Genomic DNA, 22,421 nt, shown 5'->3' with positions numbered 1-22,421 from the left:
AGTGCCAGTACACAGACAAGAGGAACCGGGCCTCACAGGCCCGGTTCGAGTGCAGGTCGTGCGGCGTCGTTGCGCACGCTGACCTGAATGCTTCCCGCAACATCGCCCGTAAGGGCGAGGCTGCGTGGCTTGCGGGGCGTGCGTCACGCGTCCCAGCCCCTGCCTAGCAGGGGCTCAGATGCGGGAGAGCACACGACAGCCAGTCGTGTACCTACCTGCAAGCCCGGTCCGCCAGGGCCGGGTCAAGTTGACGCTGCTACCCCGCCCAGGGGACGGAGTGGCTTCGTGACTGACGTGCCACGGTTTATCACCGAGTCCCGGCGGCACTTGATGATCACAGGGCCGGAAATTGTCGATGAGGACTGACACCGGTCAGGTACTTACGTCCATGGTGGAGAACCGGGAGGAGGGGCGCTCTATGGGCGGACCGCCGAGATCAGTCCGCCGGGTCGCTCCTCGTGCTGCGGCGGGGTGCTGATCGGGCGGCCGTAGGCGGCGGCGCGTTCGCGCAGGGTGTGGCTGCCGGCCTGCCAGCCGTGCCCGGCCAGCCAGCCCACCGGGTCGTCGGGCATCTCCGAGACCCACATGGACGCCGCCGATCCCGGCACGGCGTCCGTGCCGAAGCGCTCGATCACGCCGCGCGAGCCCAATGTCAGCCCCATCCGACTGCCTGTCGCCGACTGTGCGCTGATCCGGGCCAGCAGGAGTTCCACCGCGTCCTGGGGCAGATAGATCAGCAGTCCTTCGGCGATCCACACGGTCGGCACCGCCGGGTCGTGCCCTGCGGCGGCCAGCGCGCATGGCCAGTCCTCACGCAGATCCACCGCGACGGTGATCCGCTCGCAGCGTGCGACGGCCCGCTCCTGGGCCAGCACCGAGGCCTTGAAGTCCAGTGGGGCGGTGGTGTCGACCTCGAAGAGCCGGGTGCCGTCGGGCCAGTCCATCCGGAAGGCCCGGCTGTCCATGCCGGCGCCGAGCAGCACGACCTGCCGGACCCCGGACGCGGAGGCTTGCTGCAGCAGGTCGTCGAGGAACTTCGTCCTGATGACGATGGAGAACGACACGGCCAGCCGGCGGCGGCGCGCGGCCTCGTCATCGGGCAGCGGCGGCGAGGAGGGCCAAAGACCGCCGGCGGTTGCGAAGGCCTGTGCCAGTGGGTCGCGGAACAGCGCGTTCTCCCGCTCGGTTTCCAGCGCCCGCACCCTGGCGACCCCCACCGCCGTGGCCCACACTCCCGACGGCTGCACCCGCTCGTGCTCATCAGTCACCGCGTCAGCCTAGATGATCGATTCCAAGGAGAGCTGATGAGCGGGGCCAGGTTGATCACCGGCCGCCTCGGCCAGGCCGCGGACATCCAGCGTGCCGGCCGGCAGCGCCAGCAGCTCGCCCTGGCCGGCCTGTGACCGCCAGTCTCCCCGACCCGGTCGGTTTCCCCGACTGCCCCGTCTGCGCCTATGCGCCTGTGTCCTGACCGGCACCGCTCGCCTGTGCTCCGACTGCGCCGGCCGCACCCTCCAACCGATCGCCGCCCCTCACTGCCGGGTCTGCTCCCAGGCCCTCGCGCCGGGCGGGCGGTGCGGCAACCGGCTGTGCGCCCTGCCGGAGGTGCAGCGGGGGTTCTCGCGCGTCGACGGGGTGGCGGTGTACTCCGGAGCCCTCCGAGACAAGATCCACAAGCTGAAGTACGAGGGGAAGCAGGACTGGGTCATGATCTTCGGCCGTCTCCTCGTCGGCTGGATGGAAAGCCACCCCGAAGGGTCTCCGGATGGATCCTCCGCCGCCCGGAAAACCTCACCGAGCCCGAACAACTCCAGCTCAAGACCATCCGCACCCAGTGCCCGGAGCTCGACGCCCTGACCCGCCACGTCCATTCCTTCGCGACCGTGCTCCGACCGCCGGGGCGAGCGTCTTCCGGACTGGCTCGACGCCGCTCGGCAGGACGACCTGCCCAGCCTCCACGCCCTCGCCACTGGAATCGACCGCGATCTCGGCGCCGTCATCGCCGGCCCTGACCCTGACCTGGAGCTCGGGCGTAGTGGAAGGCCACGTCGATCGCATCAGAATGATCAAACGGCAGATGTACGGACGCGCTGGCTTCACGTTTCTGCGCAAGCGGGTGCTGCTTGCCTCCTGACCTCATTGTCGGTGGCCGATGCGACGATCCCCAGACGAGCACGCGAGGAGAGAGATGGGCACCTGGGACATCGGCCCCTTCGACAATGACACCGCCGCCGACTTCGCGGGCGACCTGGACGAGGCGACCATGGAAGAACTCGAGTCCATGATCCGCAGAGTCCTCAAGCGCTCAGCCGACCCTGCGGACTACCTGATCACCCCTGACGCCGAGCGAGCAGTTGCCGCAGCAGCCCTGGTGGTCGCACAGCACCCTGACGGCGTGCCCGCATGCTCGAACTACGGCCCGTCAGAGTCGCTGCCGGAGTTGCCCGCAGAGCTTCGGATGCTGGCCGTCGGCGCCCTGGACCGAGTAGTCGACGAGCGGTCTGAAATCGTCGAGCTGTGGGGCGAGGCCACGAACGGTCCGAGATGGCGCCAAGGCATCACCCGCCTGCGAGACGTCCTCGCCCCCCCGATCCCGCCACAAGAGGAAGCCCTCTTCGAGATATGACCGGTGACGCACAGTCATGGACCACAGCAGTTGTGCCAGAGCCACTTCACGTGAACGAAGTCATCCCGTCAACGCCAACACAGGGGAGCGTCTGAAACTGGCGTTGCCTGACTCTCCTCGACCGCGGCTGGAACCCTGGACGCGGTGACGAGGCTGGCTTCGTGTAGGAGTCCTGGGCCGGAAGCCGGCTCACCCTCAGACAGCGAGCACCCCTCCCGAGCAACCGGCCGCTGCGCCCGCCCTCCCGTCACGCGGTGGCCATCTGAGCGAGTAGAACGGGCGTCTGTCCCTCGCGGCCGTCCAGCGGTCACAATCCGATGAAGGTCACTGTTTCCGTCATGTCCGCCCGCCCGGTACGCAGCCGTGGCACGCCTTCCTTCTCAAATCCCACTGAGATGCCGCAGAACAGCACGAGCTCGTCATCGGCGCCGACTGTTCGGCTGACGGTCTTGCGGTACATGGTCCACATCACTTGGGGGCAGCTGTGTAACCCTTCCGCCCTCAGCAACAACATCACCGTCTGCAAATACATCCCTGCGTCACCCCACTGTCCTGGCCCCATTGTTCGGTCGAGGTAGCAGAACAGGACGACCGGGGCCCCGAACGCCTCCGAGTTCAAGGCAGCGATCTTTTGCGGCCGGTCGGGGTCGTCGCGCTCGATTCTCAGCGCCTCGTACCGCTGAGCTGCCGCAGCGGAGAAGCGGTCCAGATACGGCGAGGTCAGTTCGTCCGGGTACATCGGATACTCCCGTTCATCACCCGGGTCTCCCGCCAGCGCCCTTGCCGTCGCACGCTTCTTCAGTTCGACCAAGGGTTCGCCAGTGACGACATACACATGCCAGGGCTGAAGGTTCCCACTGGACGGAGCCCGCGCCGCCGCGGTCAGCACTCGATCAAGCACCTCCTTGGGTACCGGCTCATCGCTGAACGCTCGCACGGCCCGGCGACTGTCCACGGCCTCATACACATCCACTTCGTCGCGTCCTTTCATTCGACCGGGTCCCTCCACCGTATTCGGGACCGTGAATAGGGCTCTGGCCCGTAGCCGGTGGTGACACCGAGTAGCCGTCCGTGATCGCGGTCGTGTGTTGGGTGTCAACTCCCCTGTGGTCACGGTGTTTTCCAGGCTGTCAGAACTGGTCATCGAGGACATCTCGCCCTGGTGCAGGTCGAGGTCGATCTCGCAGTCGGCGGGCACCTCGCGATAGGTGACCGTCACATCTCGCGCAGCCGGCGGCCGCTCGGGCTCCAAAGGCGGCGGAAGCCGCGCGGGGCCGGGGGTGCCCGGTCAGGCGATTGCGCAGGGGCGTCGCGCGGCGCCGGACGCAGCGCGCAACACGACGGACGAGGAACCCATGCTCGACAACCCGGGCCAGGCTGTGGCTGGGATGGCGCCGGCGGGCGGGGGGATGCGCGCATGGGTGCCAGTCGGTCACTCAAAATACGGCGATGCTTAATTTTCCGGCTCTTCTCCTCACCTGAATCCGTGACATGTCGGAAATGCCCATGTGGAAATGTGTGCTTGTGCCGCCGGATCGGGCTCGGATAACTTGTCGGCGCGTCAACAAGTGCAGGCAGCAGCGGAGATGACCGACCGGGATTCCGACGTGTCGGACACTTCGTCACACAGAGCCGTCAGTTCTCGGGCAGGGAATTCTGAAAGGAACCCTTGCCCCCCTTTTGTGTCGAGGAGTTCTCATGCGCAGTCTTGGGCCGGCGAGAAAGAATCCCGCTGGAACGGCATCCACTAACCGTCGCCCCAACCGTCTCCGTCTGGGAGCCGTGGCGACCGCCCTGGGCGCGATGGCCGTCCTGGCCTTCCCCGCCGAGGCCAACGCCTCTGTCCTGCAGCTGTTGCCGCAGAACGCCGACGGCCTGGAGCAGTCCTTCTCCCCGGCCTACGACTACGACGGGGACGGCTGCTACGCAACCGCCGCCATCGGCGCCGACGGCACCCTCAATCCCGGCCTGAAGCTGGGTGGCGACGTCAACGGACGCTGCCACGACTACGCCCAGCTGGCCAATGCCAACACGTACTCGCGCGAGAAGTGCAACAACGACTGGTGCGCCGTCGTGTACGCCAGCTACTTCGAGAAGGACCAGGCCACGCTCGGCCCTGCGGCCATCGGCCACACCCACGACTGGGAGCATGTCGTGGTCTGGATCCACAACAACCAGGTCGAGTACGTTTCGGTGTCCCAGCATTCCGGCTACCAGATCGCCGCCCGCTCGGGAATCCGCTTCGACGGTACCCACCCCAAGATCGTGTACCACAAGGACGGGGCCTCGACCCACTGCTTCCGCTTCGCCAACACCAACGACGAGCCCGCGGAGAACGCCACCGGCGGCTGGTTCTATCCCCGCCTCGTCGGCTGGGAGGGCTACCCGGCGGGCTTCCGCGACAAGCTCATGAACGCGGACTTCGGCTCGGCCACCATCAAGATCAACGACGCCCGCTTCAACTCCACTCTCGCCAACTCCAAGCCGTCCGGGATCCCTTTCGACCCCAACGCCTGACGTGTGCGCGGACGGCGATCCCGCGCGGATTGCCGTCCGCGCGGTCGCACGCGGACAGCCCTTTGCACGAGGGCCGGTGGTTGCTCTCGTGTGAAAGTCCGCTTCGGGGCTGGCGCCACGCCGACGCTTCGCATGCCGAGTACTGGAGCTCCATGCTCGTCGACGGCCATGTGAACGGATTCATCGACTGGTTCGTCCATTCTCATTCGTGGGAGATCCTTCCGCTGCGGCCGATGCCCGATGCCCGATGCCGACGACGGCCGGGTCAAGGCGTACCGCAAGCAGGCCCGTGAGGGAACGCTCCCTCCTGTCCTGTTGTGGTGGGTCAGTGGCCTTGACTGCCATCTGATCCTGGATGGTCACGCGCGGCTTGCCGCGGCGACAGCCGAGTCCGTCGAGCCTCCGTTGCTGCAGTTGCACCGCACGGTGCCGCGCGATGACCGAGCTGCGCGGATCAATGAGGCCGTGGGGTTCTACGAGAACGAACTGGCGCGCTTCGCCGAACTCCGCGCCGTCCACGGTCCCACTGTCCCGGACGGTGCCACCACCGCCGGTCCACAGCTCGTCCGCCTCCTGCACGACTTGGACACCGCGGAACAGCCGACCTGGGCCTGGCCCCTGCCTGGCGGGGAGGAACAGTGGCGTCGCATCGCACAGCAACGGTTCCCGCGCCCTGGTCGACCTCACCGTGGCAGAGATCCGGCGACTCCTGGCGGGCGGCCGTTCCCACCTCCCGCGTCCGCCACGGTGCTCGCCCCGCGCTCACGCCTTGAACTGGTCACCTGGCGCCGACAACGCCAGGCCGTCGCCCGTCGCTGTCATTACCAACGCCGGCTGCACACGATCGAGGGGCGGTCCCAGGAAGACCGCCCCTGACGGGCACCAGCCCACTACACTCACCACGCAGCCTTCTGATCAGGCAAAACGTCGAAGTCCTGCTGGAGTACTAGTCGGCCCCGAGCGTCTTGGCTGGACGGCGGTATCGCCTGACGGCACTCGATCTCCGCTGGTCGGCCGGCGCATTGCTCAGGACTGCCACGGCAGCAACCCGGCGAGGGCAGTGCGAACCCCTTCGATCACCGCACCCTCGCGGGTGTGGAGTCCGCTGGACGCTGGCGTGGTCGGCGACAACTCACGATGCGGTGGCGCGCGGATGAACGCCTGGAGTTGTCCGAGCGACCGCCAGGCGGTGTTGTCTCGCGGGTGTCACGGTTGGGCATCCACCGCGTCGCCGGGACCCGGTATCGGTCATGTGGAGCCTCACCCTAGGTGTGCCGGGTGGGATGACGAGGGGAAATGCGGGGCAATGGAATTCACGGTCGAGCGGACGTTGAGACGGCGCGGCAGACGGTTCTTCGTCTGGGGGATCATCGTGACTGCGGTCGCCCTGGTGTGGCTGGCCGACCTCGAGACGAACGGCAGGACGACAGCCGGCAGCGACAGCACGATGGCCGCATGGTTCGTTCTGTTCCTGTCAGTGGTGTCTGTCTTCCGGGGGTGGGGCGACCTGCGCAAGGCGAAACGGCCCTTCCGACTGCGGGTCGACGAGTTCGGCATCACGCTGCACGACACCGAGCTCGCCTGGGAGCAGATCGACGCCGTCTCCCTCTGGCACACCCCCAACACCAGCGAGAGCGTCGACGAGTTCCCCGCGTCGCCCAAGTCGCGGCTGACCCTGTGGACCGCACCAGGCGTGACACTCCGCCGCAAGGCCGACCGGACCTTCGGCGACGACCGGACCCGCTACACCCTTGTGGAGTGCAAGGACCTGGACCAGAGTGTTTCCGAGCTGACCGCCGCACTCGCCGCGCATGCCGGAGCCCGTTTCGAGACGGCCCCGCGCTCCGTGCGGCCGCCGATTCCTGTGACTGTGTCGGGGCCGGAACGGAATGTGCCCGGTGGCGAGCAGGTCTTCGCCGACGCCCGCCAGGCCGGCACCTGGGCCCTGGTATGGGCCGGGGCAGCCGCCGTCTGCATGTTCTCCTTCTGGGAGCTGATGATCAGCCACACCGCCGAGGGCGTTGGAGCCGTCATCGGGCTCTGCTCACTGGGCGGTGCCGTCGCCTGCTGGCCCCTCGCTGGCCGGTCCCTCCTGCGATGGCACCGGCCCCTGCGACTGCGGATCGGGCCCTCCGGGATCGGCATGCGTGAGTTCACCGAGGAGGAGCAGTACTTCTCCTGGGCGCAGGTCGCGGCTGTCACGGTCGGCCCCCGGCATCCGGGTAGCCGGGACACGCGGCCGTGGGTCGTGGTGTGGCCGCTGCCGGGCACCGCCACAAACCTGCCGCACAGCTACCTGCTCGACGGCCACCAGGCCTACGCCCTGGTCCGCTTGGACCGCCTGCCCGGAGGCGCGGAAGCGGTCGTCCCGGTCATCCGGGCCTACGCGGGAGAGCGCTACACCGAAACGGCCTGAGGCGGCAGTCTCCGGCGCTCCTCGATGAGACCGCTTTGCCGCACGCTGCGTCAGGATCTCCGCGGCCTGCTCGCCTGTGTTCAGCGTCCGGGCGAAGCGCCCGCACCCAGCTTGATCGGGGGCGGGCGCTCAACCGTGCTCCCGAACTCCATGTACTCGGGGAATCGACGAAATGCGCTGATCAAGGGTCCACATCCCGACAGCTAAGGCCGAGGGGCTGCACCCGGTTCCGCTTCGAGCCTTCTGGTCCTGGGCTCCGTCCGTTTCTACGCGGTCCCCGGCCCCATCATGCACGTCACCGAAGCAGGCGATAACAAGTTCGAAGCGTGGGCAGGTGGGACCCACCACAGTGCTCTGGCACCGCTGGCCGCTGCCACGGTCGAGTGGTCTCGCTTCGACGGATGAGATCGCAGTCTTCCGAGGTGGCGGGGGTCAAGGAGCTTGCCGAGCACCGTTGCCGACGTGCCAGTAGGGCACCGTGATGCTGACCTCGTCACCGTACACTGACAGGTCGATACCGGTGCCGAACTGGCTCGCGGTCAGGTGGTGCGCACGGTGGTGAGCTTCCCGTGGCCGAAGGCCGCTTAACGCCACCGAAAACGACCTCTCAGCCGCCGCTCTTGCGTCGGAACGACCGCTGGCTGGCAGTCGGGCCGTGCGCGCCGCGGACTTTCGACGCGTCGGTGTTCGCAGCGAGGGCCGTGGCTTCCGCCTGCGTGCCGCGTTTGCGCGCCAGGGCCTCCCGAAACTTGGCCTTCAGGTCATACTGGCCTTCCTCGTCCGGCGCCAAAGCAGGGCTCTCGGCGTCGGCCGGCTCGGAACCTTCTTGCGATGGAGACGCTGCAGTCATGGTGACCTCCTGGACTCAGGCAGTGGGAAGCACAGCTTGTCATGCGGGCGACCTTGCGGGGTGCCCCGCGGCCGGAGTCGCAAGCTACCGACGTCGCAAGCTGTCATGCGTCAGCGGCCGTCGGCTTGTTTGAACACCATAGCGGCGGAGCGGGTGTGGCCGGTGGCCTGCCTGGGCTGGGGCCGGACATGAGCAGGGGGCCGCTGCCCCACTGTGCGTCCCATCTGCTTCCACCGCTGCGCCTCAGCGGTGTCGCCGGCCGCCTGGTGCCGGGCAGCCACCCTCGTCATGGCCCGCCGGACCTGCCCGACCAGAGGCTCGGCGTGTACGGCGATGCCTCCGGTCACCACCACCGCGCCTGGCACGCCCCGCAGGCACACTCCAGCCACCCGGCATCGTGGGCCTTGCCGGTGACGTACAGCTGCGTCAACAGGGCCTGCTGGAGAGCTTGTTGGCGTAGACAGTTCTTGAGCTACCTGGAGGCCCTGCTTTCACGCGCGGCTGCCGCCGCACTCACCCGATCGGGACTCCCGTTCGATCGACAGCCTTCATGATCGGACTTACGTGTCGGGATGCTCCGGCAGGGCGAGCCAGTCCGACCAGGAGATCTCGCGGCCGAGGAAGCGCGGCTGTTCGAACGGCCAGTCGTCGGCGATCCACTGCGGCACCAGCGCGTCGAGGGCTTGCTCGACCTTGCTGCCGACCAGCTCGTCCACCACCCACCAAGAGATCTCGCCGTCCGCGCCGGCCCTCTCCGGTGGGTCGATGTAGATGCAGCCGAGCAGAGCTGTCTCCGCCGCGTCGAACAGCGCGTAGTTGAAGGACTGGTGCGCGGCGATCTCCTTCTCGTGCCGCAACAGGTCGGCCTGGTCGGCCTCGTAGGTCATGGTGGCCGCGGGCCAGCCCCAGGCCGGGCCGAAGATGGTCCACAGCCGCTCGCGCGAACCCATCACAGCCGGATAGTCGAGCGGGGTGTCCGCCTCCCGGATCGGCCGCAGGTGATGACCACCGCCCGGCAGCGGTACCAGGGCGGGGTGGACGAAGTCATCGGGAAGCCAGCTCATGGCGCCCGACCGTAGCAGCGCGCGGCCGTCCGCTCCCATGGATTTTCCCCGTATATCGCCAGGCCTCTCATGCCGGGCGGGGCCCGCGCGATCACCTGATCGAGACTCCGGTTCGATCGACAGACTCCATGATCGGTATGGCAAAGGCTTCTGACTCCACGCCTGCGACGGCAACCGTGTCTGCGCCCGCTGCGAGGGCCTGCGGATGGGTCTGCTGCACGATCGCTTGCCCGGACTGCGCCGAGAGGTGGGCCTGCCTTTCAGTCACCGCCGAGTTCCACAAGTTGGCGCGAATCCTGAGTACGCTGCCCCGCATCGTGGCTAGGGAGGCGGGCTGCCGATACTGGCCGGCCCCGCGGCCAGCCGGAAGCGTCCGTATTGTCGGAATCCCAGGCTTCTCGGACCCGGCACCGTCCCGCCGGCGTGGCACCAGGCGGGGCGCAGGCCTGTCCGGCGAACAGGGCCGTCAACACGATTGCGCCCGCTACGAGTATCGGGGGTTGATCGTCGTACCCCCGAGCGGACCGGGGTACCGGTTTGAGTGTCGACGCCAGAACGGAGCCCCCGTATGCCCGAGGAGTCTCATCCCGACATCGGCGCGCGAATCAAAGAGGTGCGTAAGCGGCGCGGGTTTACCCAACGCGAGCTGGCCGAAGCCTCCGGTGTTTCCCTGTCCCTGGTCCGGAAGCTGGAGCAAGGCGAGAAGACCGACACCCGCATGGAGACTGCTCGGCGCCTGGCCGTCGCGTTGCACGTTCCGACTACTGCCCTCCTCGTCCAGGACGGCGAGGACGCTGCCGACGCCGCCACGCTGGACCACTGGGACGGTGCGCGCCGCACGCCATCCGCCTGACCACGTCCGGCACCTTCATCCACGGCAACTGCTGGGGCGCCGACTCGGTGTTCGGCAGCGCCAACACCAGCCACGGCTGCATCGGCCTGAACGACACCAAGGGCGCCAAGGACACCTCCACCGACGCCTACTGGTTCTCCACCAACTCACTCATCGGCGACGTCGTGATCATGAAGAACTCCAAGGACGAGGCCGTCGACCCGGCGAACGGCCTCAACGGCTGGAACATGGGCTGGAGCGCCTGGAAGGCCGGCAGCGCGGTCTGACATTGCGCCCGCTGGGCGCCACGCGCACGGCGTAGGCCCAAACGAGGCAGCCCCGTCCAGCGGGCCTTCGGTTCACGGATAAGCTCCGTCAACATGACGCGTGCGTGGATCTTGCCCATGCTGCTCCTGGTCTGCGGCTCAGTTGTCGCGACTGGGCTGCTTCTCGGGGGGAGCCCCGGTGAGGCCGGAGCATTCTTCGCGGGGTTTGTGCTGTTCGCAGGCGTGAACTCGCCGCTGGTCTTCCCCAAGGGGATCAGCGCGTTGGAGGCGCAACGCCGGAGCGCGGTCGACGGCCGCCCGGTCGTCTTCTGGCGGCCCGGCTGCAAGTACTGCCTGCGCCTGCGCGTCCGCCTGGGGAGGAGAGCCCACCAGTTGCACTGGGTCGACATCTGGCGTGACCCGGCCGGTGCCGCGGCGGTCAGGGCGGCCAACGACGGCAACGAGACCGTCCCGACCGTCGTCGTGGCCGGCCGGCCGCATACCAACCCCGACCCGGATTGGGTGCGCGAACAGCTCTCCCCGCGCACCTGATCAGCAGCGACGGCTGCGCGGCGGGGTCAGAGCCATCTGTTGTGACGCAGGGCGCGGTAGATGACGGTGCAGATGAGGGCGATGACAGCAAGAACTGCCGGATAGCCGTAAGTGGCTCTCAGCTCGGGCATGTGGTCGAAGTTCATGCCGTAGATGCCGACGATCAAGGTGGGGAAGGCGACGAGGGCCGCCCAGGCGCTGATGCGGCGCATGTCGGCGTTCTGCTGGACGTTGATCTGGGCGATGCTGGCGCCGAGTATGCCGCTGACGAGTTCCTCGAAGGTGATGATCTGCTCGGCGACCCGTTGGTGGTGGTCGGCAACGTCACGGAAGTAGGCGGGCACCTGGCCCGGTACGTGCGGGATCGATTGCTCGCTGAGGTGTTGCAGGGCGGGGGCAAGCGGCATCACGGCGCGCCTGAACGCCAGAAGTTCCCGTTTGAGCTGGTAGATGCGTGCGGGGTCGACGGGGAGGTCGGGGGAGAAGACCTCGCTCTCCAGGGTGTCGATGTCGCCGTCGAAGGCGTCGGCGACCTCCAGATAGCGGTCGACGACCAGGTCGGCTACCGCGTGCATGACGGCAGCCGGTCCGTAGCCGAGCTGCTGCGGGTCGGTCTGGAGTTGGCGGCGTACGCGGTCGAGGGGCGGAGCGCTGCCGTGGCGGACGGTGATGGCGAAACCGGGGCCGGTGAAGACCATGATCTCGCCGATGTCGACGATCTTGCTGGTCGCGGTGACCTTGTCGTGGTCGATGTAGACGATGGTCTTCAAGACCAGGAACAGTGTGTCGCCGTAGCGTTCCAGCTTGGGCCGCTGGTGGGCGTGGACGGCATCCTCCACGGCCAAGGGGTGCAGGTCGAAGACGTCGGCGACCTGCTGGATCTGGTCGGCGGTCGGCTCGTACAGACCGATCCATGCGAACCGCCCGGCTTGTTCGTCCCGTCGCTCCGCAAGCGCGTCCAGATCCAACCGGCCGGGCATTCGACGGCCGTCCTCGTACAGGGCGCAGTACTCGACCGCGGACGGCAGCCGGGTTACGTCCCTGTCCTGTTGCGCCATCTGCTGTCCCCGACTCCTTGTCCGACGTTTCGACGCGGCGTTTCCGCGACAGTGATCCGTCCCACCGCGGCCGCCCGGGCCGTGATGCCACCCCTCGCCGGCAGGACCAGCCCTCGTGTGGGGTGGTGGTGTTCTCGTCGGGCTCGGCACCATCGGCACCGGGGGCGGCGGGGCCACCGCGGCCGTCGCGCGGTTCGTCCGACGGGCCGGCCAATTCGTGGACAGCCACTTTCGGGGAGGCGACCCGCCCAGGGGCCGCGGTACGGCCAGACCTGATGAAGCGCATCGAGCGGGATGGCACACGCGGACGCCAGGTGCAGGCCGGCCTGAAGGCCCCACGGACTCCTTGCCCCCGGGCCGGCCTGCACACATGGAGACCAGGTAGCGCGTCGTTCTGTGACACGGACCGTGAGCCGTCCAGGCCACAGCCGATCCGTCGAAGGCGTGTGAAGGTCCTCAGGGCAGCTTCTGCTCGGCCCAGACGGCTTTTCCCTCCGGTATCAAGCGGTAGCCCCATCGGCTGGACAGTCGAGAGACCAGGAAGAGGCCGCGGCCGTTCTCTTCGGCGGCGCGTGCGCGGCGCAGCCGCGGGGGGAAGGCGTCATTGTCGGACACTTCGCAGGTCAGCGCTTGGTGCTGGATCGGGCGCACCTTGATGGGGCCGGTGCTGTGGCGGACGGCGTTGGAGACCAATTCGCTGACGATCAGTTCCGTGTCCCCCTGAAGACCTTCCAGTCCCCGCACCGTTGTTGTGCCCGGCCATCCGTTCCGGGTACGGCAGCGCTCAACGTACGCCGATAGCGTCGGAACTTCCTCAGAGGGCGACACAACGACCATGGCAGAGCGGCCCACCACGTCGCGTGGGGAGTATCCGACGAGGCGCTCTGCGGCCTGCCTCCATCCGATCACCGTTCCGTGATCGTCGAGCAGGGCGATGGCGGAGTCGGTCGTCTCGCGTGTATCCGCTGCCTGCTCAAGGCTATGTTGCCGTCGGCACCTCTGCTCCTCCGCGCTGCGGCTACCGGGTCCCGGAGTAACCCGCCGGAAGGCTCACGCCTCTCGAACGCGCTCTTCAGCCTCGACAGGTGCGCGCTGATATCACCTGATATGGCCGCCTCGTATGGCCGGGTGAGGCGCTGATGTGTGACAGCGCGGCGATGAGTGAGTGCGTCACGGTCAACCGTCGACGAACTCCACCATCTCGGTGAGTGGCGCCCGTGCCGGGCGGGGGTGACGTACTGTGACGTCCTCGAACCCTATGGACATGCCGCAGAAGAGGATGAGCCCGTCCGGGGGAGCGAGGACCTCTGCGACGGTCTTGTGGTACTTCGCCCACGCCATTTGCGCGCAGCTGTGCAGTCCTTCGGTCCGGAGCAGCAACATGACGGACTGCAGGTACATGCCGACGTCGGACCACTGGGGCTTGCCCATGTCGCGGTCGACGTAGCAGAACAGCGCGACGGGTGCGCCGAAGCAGTCCCAATTGGCGGCGGCGGCCCTCTGGCGCGCCTCCAGGTCCTGGCGCTGGATCCCGAGAGCGCTGTAACGCTGCTCCCCGAAGGCGGCCCGGCGCTCGCGGTACGGGGACCGCAGTGCCGGCGGGTACTGCTCGTACTCCGGCTCGTCCCAAGCGTCGCCCGCGACCACCCGTTCGCCGGCGCGCTTCTTGAGCTCGGCCAGCGGCCCGCCCGTCACCACGTAGACGTGCCATGGCTGCAGGTTCGACGCGGAGGGGGACCAGGCGGCGGCAGCCAGCACGCGCTTCAGCACCTCGCCGGGGACCTGCCGGTCGGTATAGGCGCGGACTGCCCGTCGGCTCGTGACCGCCTCGTAGACATCCATGACCAACCACCTCCAAATAGCTTTAACTCACATGATTGACAGTTAAAGCAGTCGAAATGTGACAGATGGGTGCCGTTCTCGTCGCGTGCGGCGCCTGGGGCTGCTGCGGCTGCCCTCCGTGGAACCGGCCCGGGCCAGGCCCGGCGTGATAACTTAATACGAAGGTTCGTTTTTTGCGGAGGATGGATCCATGCCCAAGGTCACGCCGGAGTACATGGAAGCCCGCCGTCAGCAGATCCTGGACGCGGCGCGCCGCTGCTTCCTGCGCGACGGGTTCCATTCGACGTCCATGCAAGATCTGTTCGCCGAGTCCGGCCTGTCGGCCGGCGCCGTGTACCGGCACTTCGCCAGCAAGAACGAGATGATCACGGCGATCGTCGAGGAGAGCGTGCGCGATGTCCTCGCCATGGTCCAGGGCGTCGCGAGGAATCGGCCCGGCGGTTCCTTCGGGGACCTCATGGCCGACGTCCTGGAGGCGGTGAAGGTCAAGACAGCCGAGCAGAGCATCGCCGGGCTCTCCGTGCTGGCCTGGTCCGAGGCGCTGCGGAACCCTTCGCTGGCCAGGCAGCTCGACGACCTGATGGCCCAGATGCGCACGGCGCTGGCCGACGTCATCCGTGAGCACCAGCAGAGCGGCACCCTCCCGCGCGAGGTCTCTCCCGAGGCGATGGCCGCCGCGTTCATGTGCATGCTTCCCGGCTACATCCTCCAGTTGGCGATGGACGACTCCGCGCTGGACGGAGTGCCAGGCGCCCTGCGCGCGCTCTGGCCTGCTCCGGCGACGTCCTGACGCGCGGGCCCGTCGCCCGGCCTCGTGGCCGCTTCGCGTCCGGATCACGATCCGGACGCGCCACCGCACATCCCCCGCGCCCATGGCCCAGTGTCAACCGCTGTCCGGCATCGGTGACCGACGGGACCACGCACGCCCGTCCCGCATCCGGCTGTGCCGACGCGCCCCGGCGGCGAGCGGGCAGTCCCCTGGCTCCGACGACCGTCCGGTCGTCGGAGCCAGGGGACTGCCCACCTCGTACGGTCACGCGGATACGTGACATTTCGTCAAAAAACGCATCCGAACGCGGGGTTGCCCCTCCGCACGCACCACTGCTCCGCCCGGGCAGGCGACGTCCTCCGCGAACAGCCTCTCGAGTGGCGCGACGTTCCCCGCCCGGGCCGCCACCAGGAAGGTGACGAGGAACCGTTGGTGGTCGGCGGCCGAAACGCTGGCCCGCTTCTGCGCGGCCATTCGCTTGCGGGCGCGGCTCACCAGTTGGCGCACGTTGACCTGGGACTGTCCGATGACCTCTGCGATCTGCCCGTAGGGGTACTCGAACGCCTCCCGGAGCACGTACGCCGCCCGTTCCGCGGGCGTGAGCCTCTCCATGAGCATCAGCACCGCGACCTTCAGCGCTTCCGCCTTCTCGGTGCTCTGCGCTGGATCGCTCATGGGATCGAGCGACTCCGGTGGCCGGTGGCCGACGTAGTTCTCCCGGCGGACTCTCGCGGATTGCAGCACGTTGATCGTCAGCCTGGTCACCATCGTGGTGAGGAAGGCGGCGGGGTTCTGCACCTTGGAGCGGTCGTAGGTCTGCCAGCGGATCCAGGCTTCCTGGACGACGTCTTCGGCGTCGCCGATGTTGCCGAGCATCCGGTAGGCGATCGCGAACGTGATGTTGCGGACGTCGTGGAACGCCGTTTGTGCGTCCATCAGGTCCTCGGTGCACTCCGCGGACTTCGACGACATGGTTCTTTTCCTTGCGTTCGGTGCGTTGGCCGGCTGTCGCCGTCTCCCGCGTGGAGGCGACGACGGTCCGCCTTCCTCATCCGTGGGCGGCGTGCCGGGCGTGCGAGTGCGTGCGGAACACCGGTGCGGGCGTCACGGTCGTCGTGGTTCCGGTCGTGTCCGGGGTGACCGCGCTCGTGTCGTCGGCGTCGAGTCGGTCGTCCCCCAGGGTGCCGTTCGCGAGCGCGGAGCGTCGTCGGCTTCCGAGGAGGGCTGCGGCCAGGCCCAGGGTGGTCCACAGGGCGAGGACGACGATGTGTCCTGCGGATGCGTTCCCGTCGAAGTAGGCCGTGCTGCGCAGAAGGCCCGCGCCGGCACCCGGCGGGAGCCACTGGCCGATTTGGTCCACGGCCTTGGGCAGCAGTTCAGGTGCGGAGGTGCTGCCGGAGAAGGGGTTCCCCACGAAGACCATGAGTGCGACGCTCAGTCCCAGCCCGGGGGGACCGATGAGGGTGACCAGGCCGAAGCTGGTCGTGCTGATGGCGAGCAGGGTGAAGGACAGGGCCGCCCAGGTGGCCACGTGCTGGTGCGGCAGGGCACCGAGAAGGCCTTGGGCGATGAGGTAGGCGGCGAGTCCCGTCACGGCGCACGCGGCGACCAGGTCGACCAGCCTGCGGCGTACCGAGACGCGACCGGGTGTCAGCGCGATGAGCGCTGCGATGATGATGCTGCACACGGTGAGCGGGAGAAGGGCCGAAACGAAGACGACGCCGCGCGGGTCGCTCGCGGAGATCGGGACGATGTCGACCGTCTTCACCTTCACCTTGGTGATCTTCTTCGCGGCGGCCTTCTTCGCGGCGGCCTTCTTCTGGGCGGTGGACCGGAAGGACGCGTCGCCCGGTGGCGTCGGGTCCTTCACCGCCGCTTTCGCCGCCTTCGCCGCCTGGTCCGCCAGGTGCTGGCCGGACGTGGTCAGCAGCTGGGCGACGGGCATGCTCGCGGCGGTGGCCTCCAGCACGGTGACGTGGCCCGGAGTGATGACGAAGGCGCCGTAGATCTCCCGGTGCTTGATCGCTGAGCGCGCCGATGCCTGGTCCGCGTAGAGGTGGAAGTCGAATCCGTCCGGCTTGCCGTGCGTCAGTCCTTCGACTGCCTTCTGGCTGGCCGCGCTGGTGCCGACGACCCCTACGGGTAGATCGCGGGGCGCGATCCGCGACGCGGGCCACGCGAACGCCATCACGGCCAGAGAGATCACCAATGGCAACGCCACGGTCGCGATGACGGTCCTGTGCCATGACTGCAGCCCTGTCGATGGCTTTTTCACGCCATGCCTCCACAAAGACGAATGATCATTTTATTTACTGTTTCAGTGTGGGGACGCCTCGGGAAAACGTCAAGCCGAACATTCGTTTTCTTTTGGTCAAGAGGGTGCCGCACCGGGCGGGACCTGCTCGGCTACGTCTTCCGGACCGTCGTGGTGTCACCGGCGGGCACCCCACCGTCGTGAAGGATGAGGACAAGGTCCCCGTCCGCGCCCATCAGCACCGCGATGGCGCCCACGATCAGTGCGGCACGTCGCCGCAGGCGCGGTAGCGAGGTGAGCCCGCCACGCGGGCGGTGGGCGTGACCCGCCCGGTCGCCCGGCCCCGTCGCCGGGTCGTCGGCCTCGGTCCCGTCCTCGTCGTTCATCGCCCCGGCCAGTCGGGCAGCAGCCGGGCCGAGCCCTCCAGGCGCAGCCGGCACTTCGTGCGGACCGTGATCGGCAGATCCCACAGAGCCGCGTAGAAGTGCACGTCGACGCCGATGGCCGCGGCACGGCCCGAGTCCCCGTCGGCGACGTGCGGGAGCGTGTACGCGACGTCGAGCCGTACGAGGGGCACGACGTCGGTGATGCCGTTGAGCGTGAGCATGGCGATGAGTGCCTGCGGGGCGGTGGTCCCGTCATGGCCGTGGTTCCGGGCCAGCCGGAGCTCCCCCGTGGACCCGGCGAGGTGGCGCCCCACGTCCGTCCGGGGCCACCACGAGCGTCGCGGCCGGCCCTTCTCGACGGCGCCCGATATCCGAAACCGCACCAGACCCCCGGTCGGTCCCTCGGCGTCGTCGCCGACGAGGAAGGCTTCCCCCAAGTGCAACGTGAGGTGTGAGGCGGTCCGACCCGGGCGCCGACAGCGCAGCCGGCCACCGGCCTTCCCGGTGCCATGTCCGATGTCGGGTGTCGTGCGCGCGACGCTCGGGCGATCTCCGTCGTCCGGAAGCGGCGGTTGCGGGGAGTGGGGCATGTCGGACTACCTTGGGGGAGCTATGGGTGGGGATCTGGGTGGTCCGGCCGGACACGGCGTGCGCCGCTCCGGGCGGAACGTTCGGCGGAGCCGGTACTCGTGCCGGGCGGGCGCACGCGGACGTTGTGCACGAGACCGGTCAACGAGCCGAAGAGCACGATGAGGAGGGCGCCCGCGACGGCGTCGGCGAGATAATGGTTGCCCGTCGCGACGACCACGAGAGTGGTCAGTACGGGGTAGGCGAGGCCGCAGCCCCGAAGCGTCTTCCGGCGGGAATGCCGGAACAGGAGCCACCCTGACCACACCGCCCAGCCGACGTGGAGCGACGGCATGGCCGCGTACTCGTTCACGAGGCTGCCAAGCCCCTGCGGCGCGCTGGTCTCGCCGCTCCACCACCCCCAGTGCTCGACGTCTGCCACGATGTCGTGGATGTCGCCGTCGCTCAGCAGGCGGGGCGGCGTGGTCGGGAAACGCCAGTACGCGACGAGCGCGGCCAGTGTCACCGTGGCGAGCCAGGTGCGTGCGCCGCGGTAGTGCGCGGGGTGCCTGCGGTAAAGCCAAATGAGGACGGCAGGCGTGACGACGTAGTGCAGCGTGGCGTAGAAGTACGCGGCGGCGACGGCCAGGACCGGCAGCTGGTGCAGCACCTGATTGAGGGACTGCTCCGGCGCCAAATGTACGGCGTTCTCCCAGCGCTGGATGCTCCGGCCGTTGCCGTCCGCGCTCGCGTCCCAGCCCCGCTGCAGCCCGCGGGTGGTTTCGTAGACCGCGTAGAGCATCCCGACCAGCAGCAGTTCCGCCCACCACCGCGGCGCGCGGCTGTTCGGTGGACGTGAGGCGCGGGGAATCAGATGCCGGATGAAGCGGGCCGAGTTGGCCATCGGACGTCCTCAGGCCATCGCCGCGGGCTGCCGGGAGAGCCAGTCCCGGGTGAGCGAGTAGCCCGCCTGGAGCAGCCGCGGGGTGTCGTGGAAGTCGATGAGGCTGACCACGGGCGTGGTGGCGGCCGGCAGCCGTAGAACCGACCCGCGCACCGCCGCCACGTCCCGGCGTTCGCGCTCCTCCAGCATCTTTCCCACCGCCTGGTAGGCGGCGAGCAGGGCCGTCCGTGCCCGGCGGCCGGTCTGTTCGGAAACGGCGGCGGGCAGAAGGTAGATGGTCGTCGCACCCAGCGCCTCTGCCTGGAGAACGGGCGTGTCCGCCGATACGGCGCCGTCGACGAGGCGACGCTGCCCGACGCACACAGGGGGGTACAGGCCCGGGACGGCCGCTGAGGCCAGCAGGGCCGAGACGGCGTCGCCCTGGGAGAGGACCACCGCAGCGCCGGTCTCCACGTCGGTCGCCACGACGTGCACCGGAACGGCGACGTCTTCGAGGCGCTCGACGCCGACCCCGAACCTCAGTACCCGCCGCAGCGCGGTGCTCGAGACCGCGGCCTCGCCGTGCCCCAGCGCGGCCCGGATCACGGTCCACGGCGAAATCGGCGCCACGTGACGCCGCTTGATGTTCAGCCACAGCGTTCCCAGCCGGTCGACGCCCTCGGCGGTCGGGTCGGCCGCGAAAGCGGCGCCGTTGAGCGCGCCGGCCGAGGACCCGATGATGAGATCGGGCGTGATGCCCGCCTGTGTGAGCGCCCGCAAGGCGCCGACCTGCGACGCACAGAGGCTGCCACCGCCCTGGAGAACGAAGGCCACGGTTTCCGGCGGGGTGGGCCCGGTTGGCAAAGGTGAGGCGGGAGCCCCGCCATCCCGCGCAACCCGGCGTGCGGTCAGTGCCGGCCCCGAGGTGGGCACGGTTTCCACGGCGCCTCCTCCCTTTCCGAGAACAACCATTCCGTTTTGCGGTGCCCATCCTGTGGCACAAGAGGTCGTCAGTCAAGCCGAACGTTCGTTTTTTATCGGCTCGAGGGGTGTGCGCACACCTGCAAGCTGATCCAGCGTGCTTACGTCGTGCCGCTCGCGGGACGGGCGACGCGCATGAGCAGATCGCCGAACTGCGCGCGCTCGCCCGGGCTCATTTCGGTGACCATGCGCTCGGCAAGTTCCCCGGCGGCCGCATGCGCCGCGTCGGCGACCCCGGCTCCTTGCGGCGTGACCTTCACGGCCCGCGCCCGACGGTCACCAGGAACAGGCCTGCGCACGGCCAGTCCTCTGCGCACCGGCTCGTCCACGATGCGCATGATCGTGGTCCTGTCGGACCCTGTGGCCGCCCCGAGATCCCACTGCGTCGCGGGGCCGTGGCCGACCGGCACTCTCACAACCGTGACCTGCCGCGATTCGACGCCAGTGGCCGTAGCGCGTCGTCCATCATCGCGGTCGCGCGCCGGTGCGTCCGGCGCAGCAATAAGGCGACGGCCAAGGGCGCCCGCTCCGACCCGTGGCCGACGGACCCGGTCAGTCGCCACGCTCCGCGGTGCCCACCGCCGGAGTGCGGCCGGTCGGTTCGGACGCGCCCGCCACGAACCACTCCGGCGGCGTCATCCGGCCCGTCCCGTAGGCCATGTCGGTGTCCAGGAGGTAGCCCCAGCTGGGCAGATGGTCGTGGACCGCGCCCACGGCGAGCGGCCAGCCCTTGGCCTCGTCGCGGCGCCAGTCGGCGATGAGTTCGGCGACCACGCCGAACCACGACTTGATGTGCACTCCGGCCCGCGAGAGGTTCGCCACCACCGCGTCGCGGACGATCTCGCCGGGCGCCTCGGCGCCGGAGGCGTCGATGACGGCATGCACCTCGTAGCCGTCCAGGACCATGTCCAAAGAAGGGAACGACAGGCAGGTGGCATCGGTGACCCCGGCAATGATGACCTTCTTCCGGCCGGTCGTCTCCAGCGCCTCGCGGAAGGCAGGCCACCGGTAGGCGTTGATCACGCCGGGTCGGCGGATGACCTCCTCGTCGGCGAAGAGCGAGGCCAGTTCGAGCAGCAGAGCCCCGTTCGGACCCCAGTCGCGACTGGTGGTGAGGATGACGGGCAAGCCCAGGGTCTTCGCCGCCCGGGCGAGCCCGATGACGTTGCTCTTCGCCGTCTCGGGAGGCATGTCGTCGATGAGCTGCATCAGGCCGATCTGGTGGTCGATCAGGAGGACGACCGCGTTGTCCGGGGTGAGACTGTCGTAGGGGCCGGCGTTGGGCGTGTACGGCACGGGAGTTCTTCCTCTTCATTGAGGCCCGATCGGGCCAGGACGGATGTGCGGCGTGCGGAGCGTCCGGGCCGTCGGCCGCGGGCGAGGCCAACCGGGACGCTTGGAGCGTTGGCGACGGCTCGTACAGTCATGACACGGGTCTCACGTCGACGCCCCGCCCGTGGAGCCGCTCGTTCAGCGGACCGAGCGCGCCGCCCGCTCGATGATGTCCGCGACGTCACCCGGATGGGACACGCTCGCGGCGTGGGACGAGTGGATCACGACCATGTGGGACTCGGCGCGCCTGGCCATGAACATCTGTGCCTCACGAGGGATGTTGAGGTCTTCCCCGGCCACCAGGCTCCAGGACGGGATCGTCTTCCACGCGGGCTCGCCCGAAGCCTCCTCCAGCGCCGCGACGGTCACGGGGCGCTGGGTGGCCGCCATGAGGTTCGTGGTGTACGGGTGGACGTCCGCGGCGAACTGATGGTGGAACCTGTCCTGGTCGATGTAGAGGTCGACGCCCGGGGAGCCGTCGGGCAGGGTGCACGGGACAGGGCGCAGCGCGTCGGCGAGCGAGCTGCCCGGGAACCTCTTCGCCAGGTCGTCAGCGCTCTCGTCCTTGTCCGGGATGAAGGCGGCGATGTACACCAGTGCCTTGACCTGGTCGGAGCCGTGGGCGGCGTTGGTGATGACGGCGCCGCCGTAGGAATGGCCGACGAGGACCACGGGACCGGCGATGCTCGCCAAGAGGCTCTTGATGTGGGCGGCGTCACCGGTCAGCCCGCGCAGCGGATTGGCCGCGGCCACCACCGGGTAGCCGTGCCGCTTGAGCTGCTTGATGACGTCGTTCCAACTCGAGGAGTCGGCGAACGCGCCATGGACGAGGACGACCGTCGGCTTGCCGTTCTGCAGGGAGTCACCCTCCTCACCTTTTGTGGCCTCCGCGGGATCCACGTCCACCGAGAGGAGACCTGCGGTCGCGGACACCGCGGCCATGGGGGAGAGGGGGGTCCTGACGTTCCGGTACTGGGAAGGACGGTTCACCGTGTTCTGCCGAGGAAGCTTGGGGTTTCAGCCCCGGGAGGAATCGGCTCCTGAACGCTTGGGCGTGAAATGCCCAGACCTCGCTGCGCCTCAAGTCGGCTGTCAACGGCGGCGATTGTCAGTCCGGCCGAATACGGTACTGGTCGTGGGCGTGAAGATTGTCGTGCAAGCCAAGCTGCTGCCGACCGCCGAGCAGGCGGTCGCGTTGCGGTCGACGCTGCACGCATGCAACGCCG

Annotated in this window: 23 protein-coding genes and 2 pseudogenes; 8 read left to right on the top strand and 17 right to left on the bottom strand. The window is 68.5% G+C overall.

Annotation, left to right across the window (positions count from 1 at the left end; all coding sequences use genetic code 11):
* The coding region (locus CHF15_RS43010) for a zinc ribbon domain-containing protein (protein ID WP_143681648.1) at positions 1–167 on the top strand (167 nt) is incomplete at its 5' end.
* Positions 168–416: 249 nt separating this feature from the next.
* Here the strand turns inward: CHF15_RS43010 and CHF15_RS43005 are convergent.
* A complete protein-coding gene (locus CHF15_RS43005; protein WP_089229397.1) occupies positions 417–1,268 on the bottom strand; it encodes a class I SAM-dependent methyltransferase in 852 nt (283 codons plus the stop codon).
* Between the two features lie 920 nt (positions 1,269–2,188).
* On the opposite strand from CHF15_RS43005, the gene CHF15_RS42990 reads away from it, so the two are divergent.
* A complete protein-coding gene (locus CHF15_RS42990) occupies positions 2,189–2,626 on the top strand; it encodes a DUF4259 domain-containing protein (protein ID WP_089229396.1) in 438 nt (145 codons plus the stop codon).
* Positions 2,627–2,933: 307 nt separating this feature from the next.
* Here CHF15_RS42990 and CHF15_RS42985 read toward each other — a convergent pair whose 3' ends face one another.
* On the bottom strand, positions 2,934–3,599 hold the full coding sequence (locus CHF15_RS42985) for a nitroreductase (protein WP_089229395.1): 666 nt from the start codon (positions 3,597–3,599) through the stop codon (positions 2,934–2,936).
* Positions 3,600–4,429: 830 nt separating this feature from the next.
* On the opposite strand from CHF15_RS42985, the gene CHF15_RS42980 reads away from it, so the two are divergent.
* Entirely contained in the window at positions 4,430–5,143 is a 714-nt protein-coding gene (locus CHF15_RS42980; protein ID WP_245939370.1) for an NPP1 family protein, read from the top strand.
* A gap of 180 nt (positions 5,144–5,323) precedes the next feature.
* On the opposite strand, the gene CHF15_RS45375 is transcribed toward CHF15_RS42980, so the two are convergent.
* Complete coding sequence (locus CHF15_RS45375) at positions 5,324–5,662, bottom strand: hypothetical protein (protein ID WP_179280250.1); 339 nt, start codon at positions 5,660–5,662, stop codon at positions 5,324–5,326.
* A gap of 787 nt (positions 5,663–6,449) precedes the next feature.
* On the opposite strand from CHF15_RS45375, the gene CHF15_RS42970 reads away from it, so the two are divergent.
* Positions 6,450–7,559, top strand: coding sequence for a hypothetical protein (locus CHF15_RS42970; protein ID WP_089229393.1), 1,110 nt, complete (start codon positions 6,450–6,452; stop codon positions 7,557–7,559).
* 607 nt (positions 7,560–8,166) lie between these two features.
* On the opposite strand, the gene CHF15_RS42965 is transcribed toward CHF15_RS42970, so the two are convergent.
* Positions 8,167–8,409 carry a DUF5302 domain-containing protein gene (locus CHF15_RS42965; RefSeq protein WP_089229392.1) on the bottom strand — a complete coding sequence of 81 codons (243 nt, stop codon included), beginning with the start codon at positions 8,407–8,409 and terminating at the stop codon, positions 8,167–8,169.
* A 560-nt stretch (positions 8,410–8,969) separates the two neighbouring features.
* Complete coding sequence (locus CHF15_RS42955; RefSeq protein ID WP_089229400.1) at positions 8,970–9,473, bottom strand: GNAT family N-acetyltransferase; 504 nt, start codon at positions 9,471–9,473, stop codon at positions 8,970–8,972.
* Positions 9,474–10,041: 568 nt separating this feature from the next.
* Here CHF15_RS42955 and CHF15_RS42950 point away from each other — a divergent pair.
* The 3 genes and pseudogenes from CHF15_RS42950 (at position 10,042) to CHF15_RS42940 (ending at position 11,123) form a co-directional block, all read left to right on the top strand.
* Complete coding sequence (locus CHF15_RS42950; RefSeq protein WP_089229390.1) at positions 10,042–10,326, top strand: helix-turn-helix domain-containing protein; 285 nt, start codon at positions 10,042–10,044, stop codon at positions 10,324–10,326.
* Positions 10,308–10,592: pseudogene (locus CHF15_RS42945) on the top strand (hypothetical protein); the annotation flags it as partial. The gene CHF15_RS42950 and the pseudogene CHF15_RS42945, both read left to right, overlap by 19 nt.
* A 93-nt stretch (positions 10,593–10,685) precedes the next feature.
* Positions 10,686–11,123, top strand: coding sequence for a glutaredoxin domain-containing protein (locus CHF15_RS42940; protein WP_089229389.1), 438 nt, complete (start codon positions 10,686–10,688; stop codon positions 11,121–11,123).
* A gap of 26 nt (positions 11,124–11,149) precedes the next feature.
* Here CHF15_RS42940 and CHF15_RS42935 read toward each other — a convergent pair whose 3' ends face one another.
* The 3 genes and pseudogenes from CHF15_RS42935 to CHF15_RS42925 form a co-directional block, all read right to left on the bottom strand.
* On the bottom strand, positions 11,150–12,181 hold the full coding sequence (locus tag CHF15_RS42935) for a magnesium and cobalt transport protein CorA (RefSeq protein WP_089229388.1): 1,032 nt from the start codon (positions 12,179–12,181) through the stop codon (positions 11,150–11,152).
* A 456-nt stretch (positions 12,182–12,637) separates the two neighbouring features.
* Positions 12,638–13,129: pseudogene (locus CHF15_RS42930) on the bottom strand (ATP-binding protein); the annotation flags it as partial.
* A gap of 228 nt (positions 13,130–13,357) precedes the next feature.
* Entirely contained in the window at positions 13,358–14,023 is a 666-nt protein-coding gene (locus tag CHF15_RS42925; protein ID WP_089229386.1) for a nitroreductase, read from the bottom strand.
* Between the two features lie 190 nt (positions 14,024–14,213).
* Here CHF15_RS42925 and CHF15_RS42920 point away from each other — a divergent pair, with 190 nt between their 5' ends.
* Entirely contained in the window at positions 14,214–14,813 is a 600-nt protein-coding gene (locus CHF15_RS42920; protein WP_089229385.1) for a TetR/AcrR family transcriptional regulator, read from the top strand.
* Positions 14,814–15,056: 243 nt separating this feature from the next.
* On the opposite strand, the gene CHF15_RS42915 is transcribed toward CHF15_RS42920, so the two are convergent.
* The 9 genes from CHF15_RS42915 to CHF15_RS42875 form a co-directional block, all read right to left on the bottom strand.
* Positions 15,057–15,728 carry a sigma-70 family RNA polymerase sigma factor gene (locus CHF15_RS42915; protein WP_089229399.1) on the bottom strand — a complete coding sequence of 224 codons (672 nt, stop codon included), beginning with the start codon at positions 15,726–15,728 and terminating at the stop codon, positions 15,057–15,059.
* 112 nt (positions 15,729–15,840) lie between these two features.
* Positions 15,841–17,067 (bottom strand): ABC transporter permease, encoded by a 1,227-nt coding sequence (locus CHF15_RS42910; protein WP_143681782.1) that lies wholly within the window; start codon positions 17,065–17,067, stop codon positions 15,841–15,843.
* A 131-nt stretch (positions 17,068–17,198) separates the two neighbouring features.
* Positions 17,199–17,432, bottom strand: coding sequence for a hypothetical protein (locus CHF15_RS42905; protein ID WP_089229383.1), 234 nt, complete (start codon positions 17,430–17,432; stop codon positions 17,199–17,201).
* Positions 17,429–17,869, bottom strand: a complete 441-nt coding sequence (locus CHF15_RS42900; RefSeq protein ID WP_143681781.1) for a hypothetical protein — start codon at positions 17,867–17,869, stop codon at positions 17,429–17,431. Before CHF15_RS42900 ends, CHF15_RS42905 begins: the two co-directional genes overlap by 4 nt.
* 173 nt (positions 17,870–18,042) lie before the next feature.
* Entirely contained in the window at positions 18,043–18,903 is an 861-nt protein-coding gene (locus tag CHF15_RS42895; RefSeq protein WP_089229381.1) for a phosphatase PAP2 family protein, read from the bottom strand.
* Between the two features lie 9 nt (positions 18,904–18,912).
* Complete coding sequence (locus tag CHF15_RS42890) at positions 18,913–19,854, bottom strand: patatin-like phospholipase family protein (RefSeq protein WP_089229380.1); 942 nt, start codon at positions 19,852–19,854, stop codon at positions 18,913–18,915.
* A gap of 110 nt (positions 19,855–19,964) precedes the next feature.
* Positions 19,965–20,273, bottom strand: a complete 309-nt coding sequence (locus CHF15_RS42885) for a MarR family winged helix-turn-helix transcriptional regulator (RefSeq protein WP_245939368.1) — start codon at positions 20,271–20,273, stop codon at positions 19,965–19,967.
* Positions 20,274–20,415: 142 nt separating this feature from the next.
* On the bottom strand, positions 20,416–21,159 hold the full coding sequence (locus CHF15_RS42880; RefSeq protein WP_220093405.1) for an isochorismatase family protein: 744 nt from the start codon (positions 21,157–21,159) through the stop codon (positions 20,416–20,418).
* Positions 21,160–21,333: 174 nt separating this feature from the next.
* On the bottom strand, positions 21,334–22,137 hold the full coding sequence (locus CHF15_RS42875; RefSeq protein ID WP_089229379.1) for an alpha/beta fold hydrolase: 804 nt from the start codon (positions 22,135–22,137) through the stop codon (positions 21,334–21,336).
* Positions 22,138–22,421 lie beyond the last annotated feature (284 nt).

It is taken from the genome of Actinacidiphila glaucinigra (assembly GCF_900188405.1).
GTDB lineage: Bacteria > Actinomycetota > Actinomycetes > Streptomycetales > Streptomycetaceae > Actinacidiphila > Actinacidiphila glaucinigra.
This window is presented reverse-complemented; position numbering and strand designations above follow the sequence as displayed.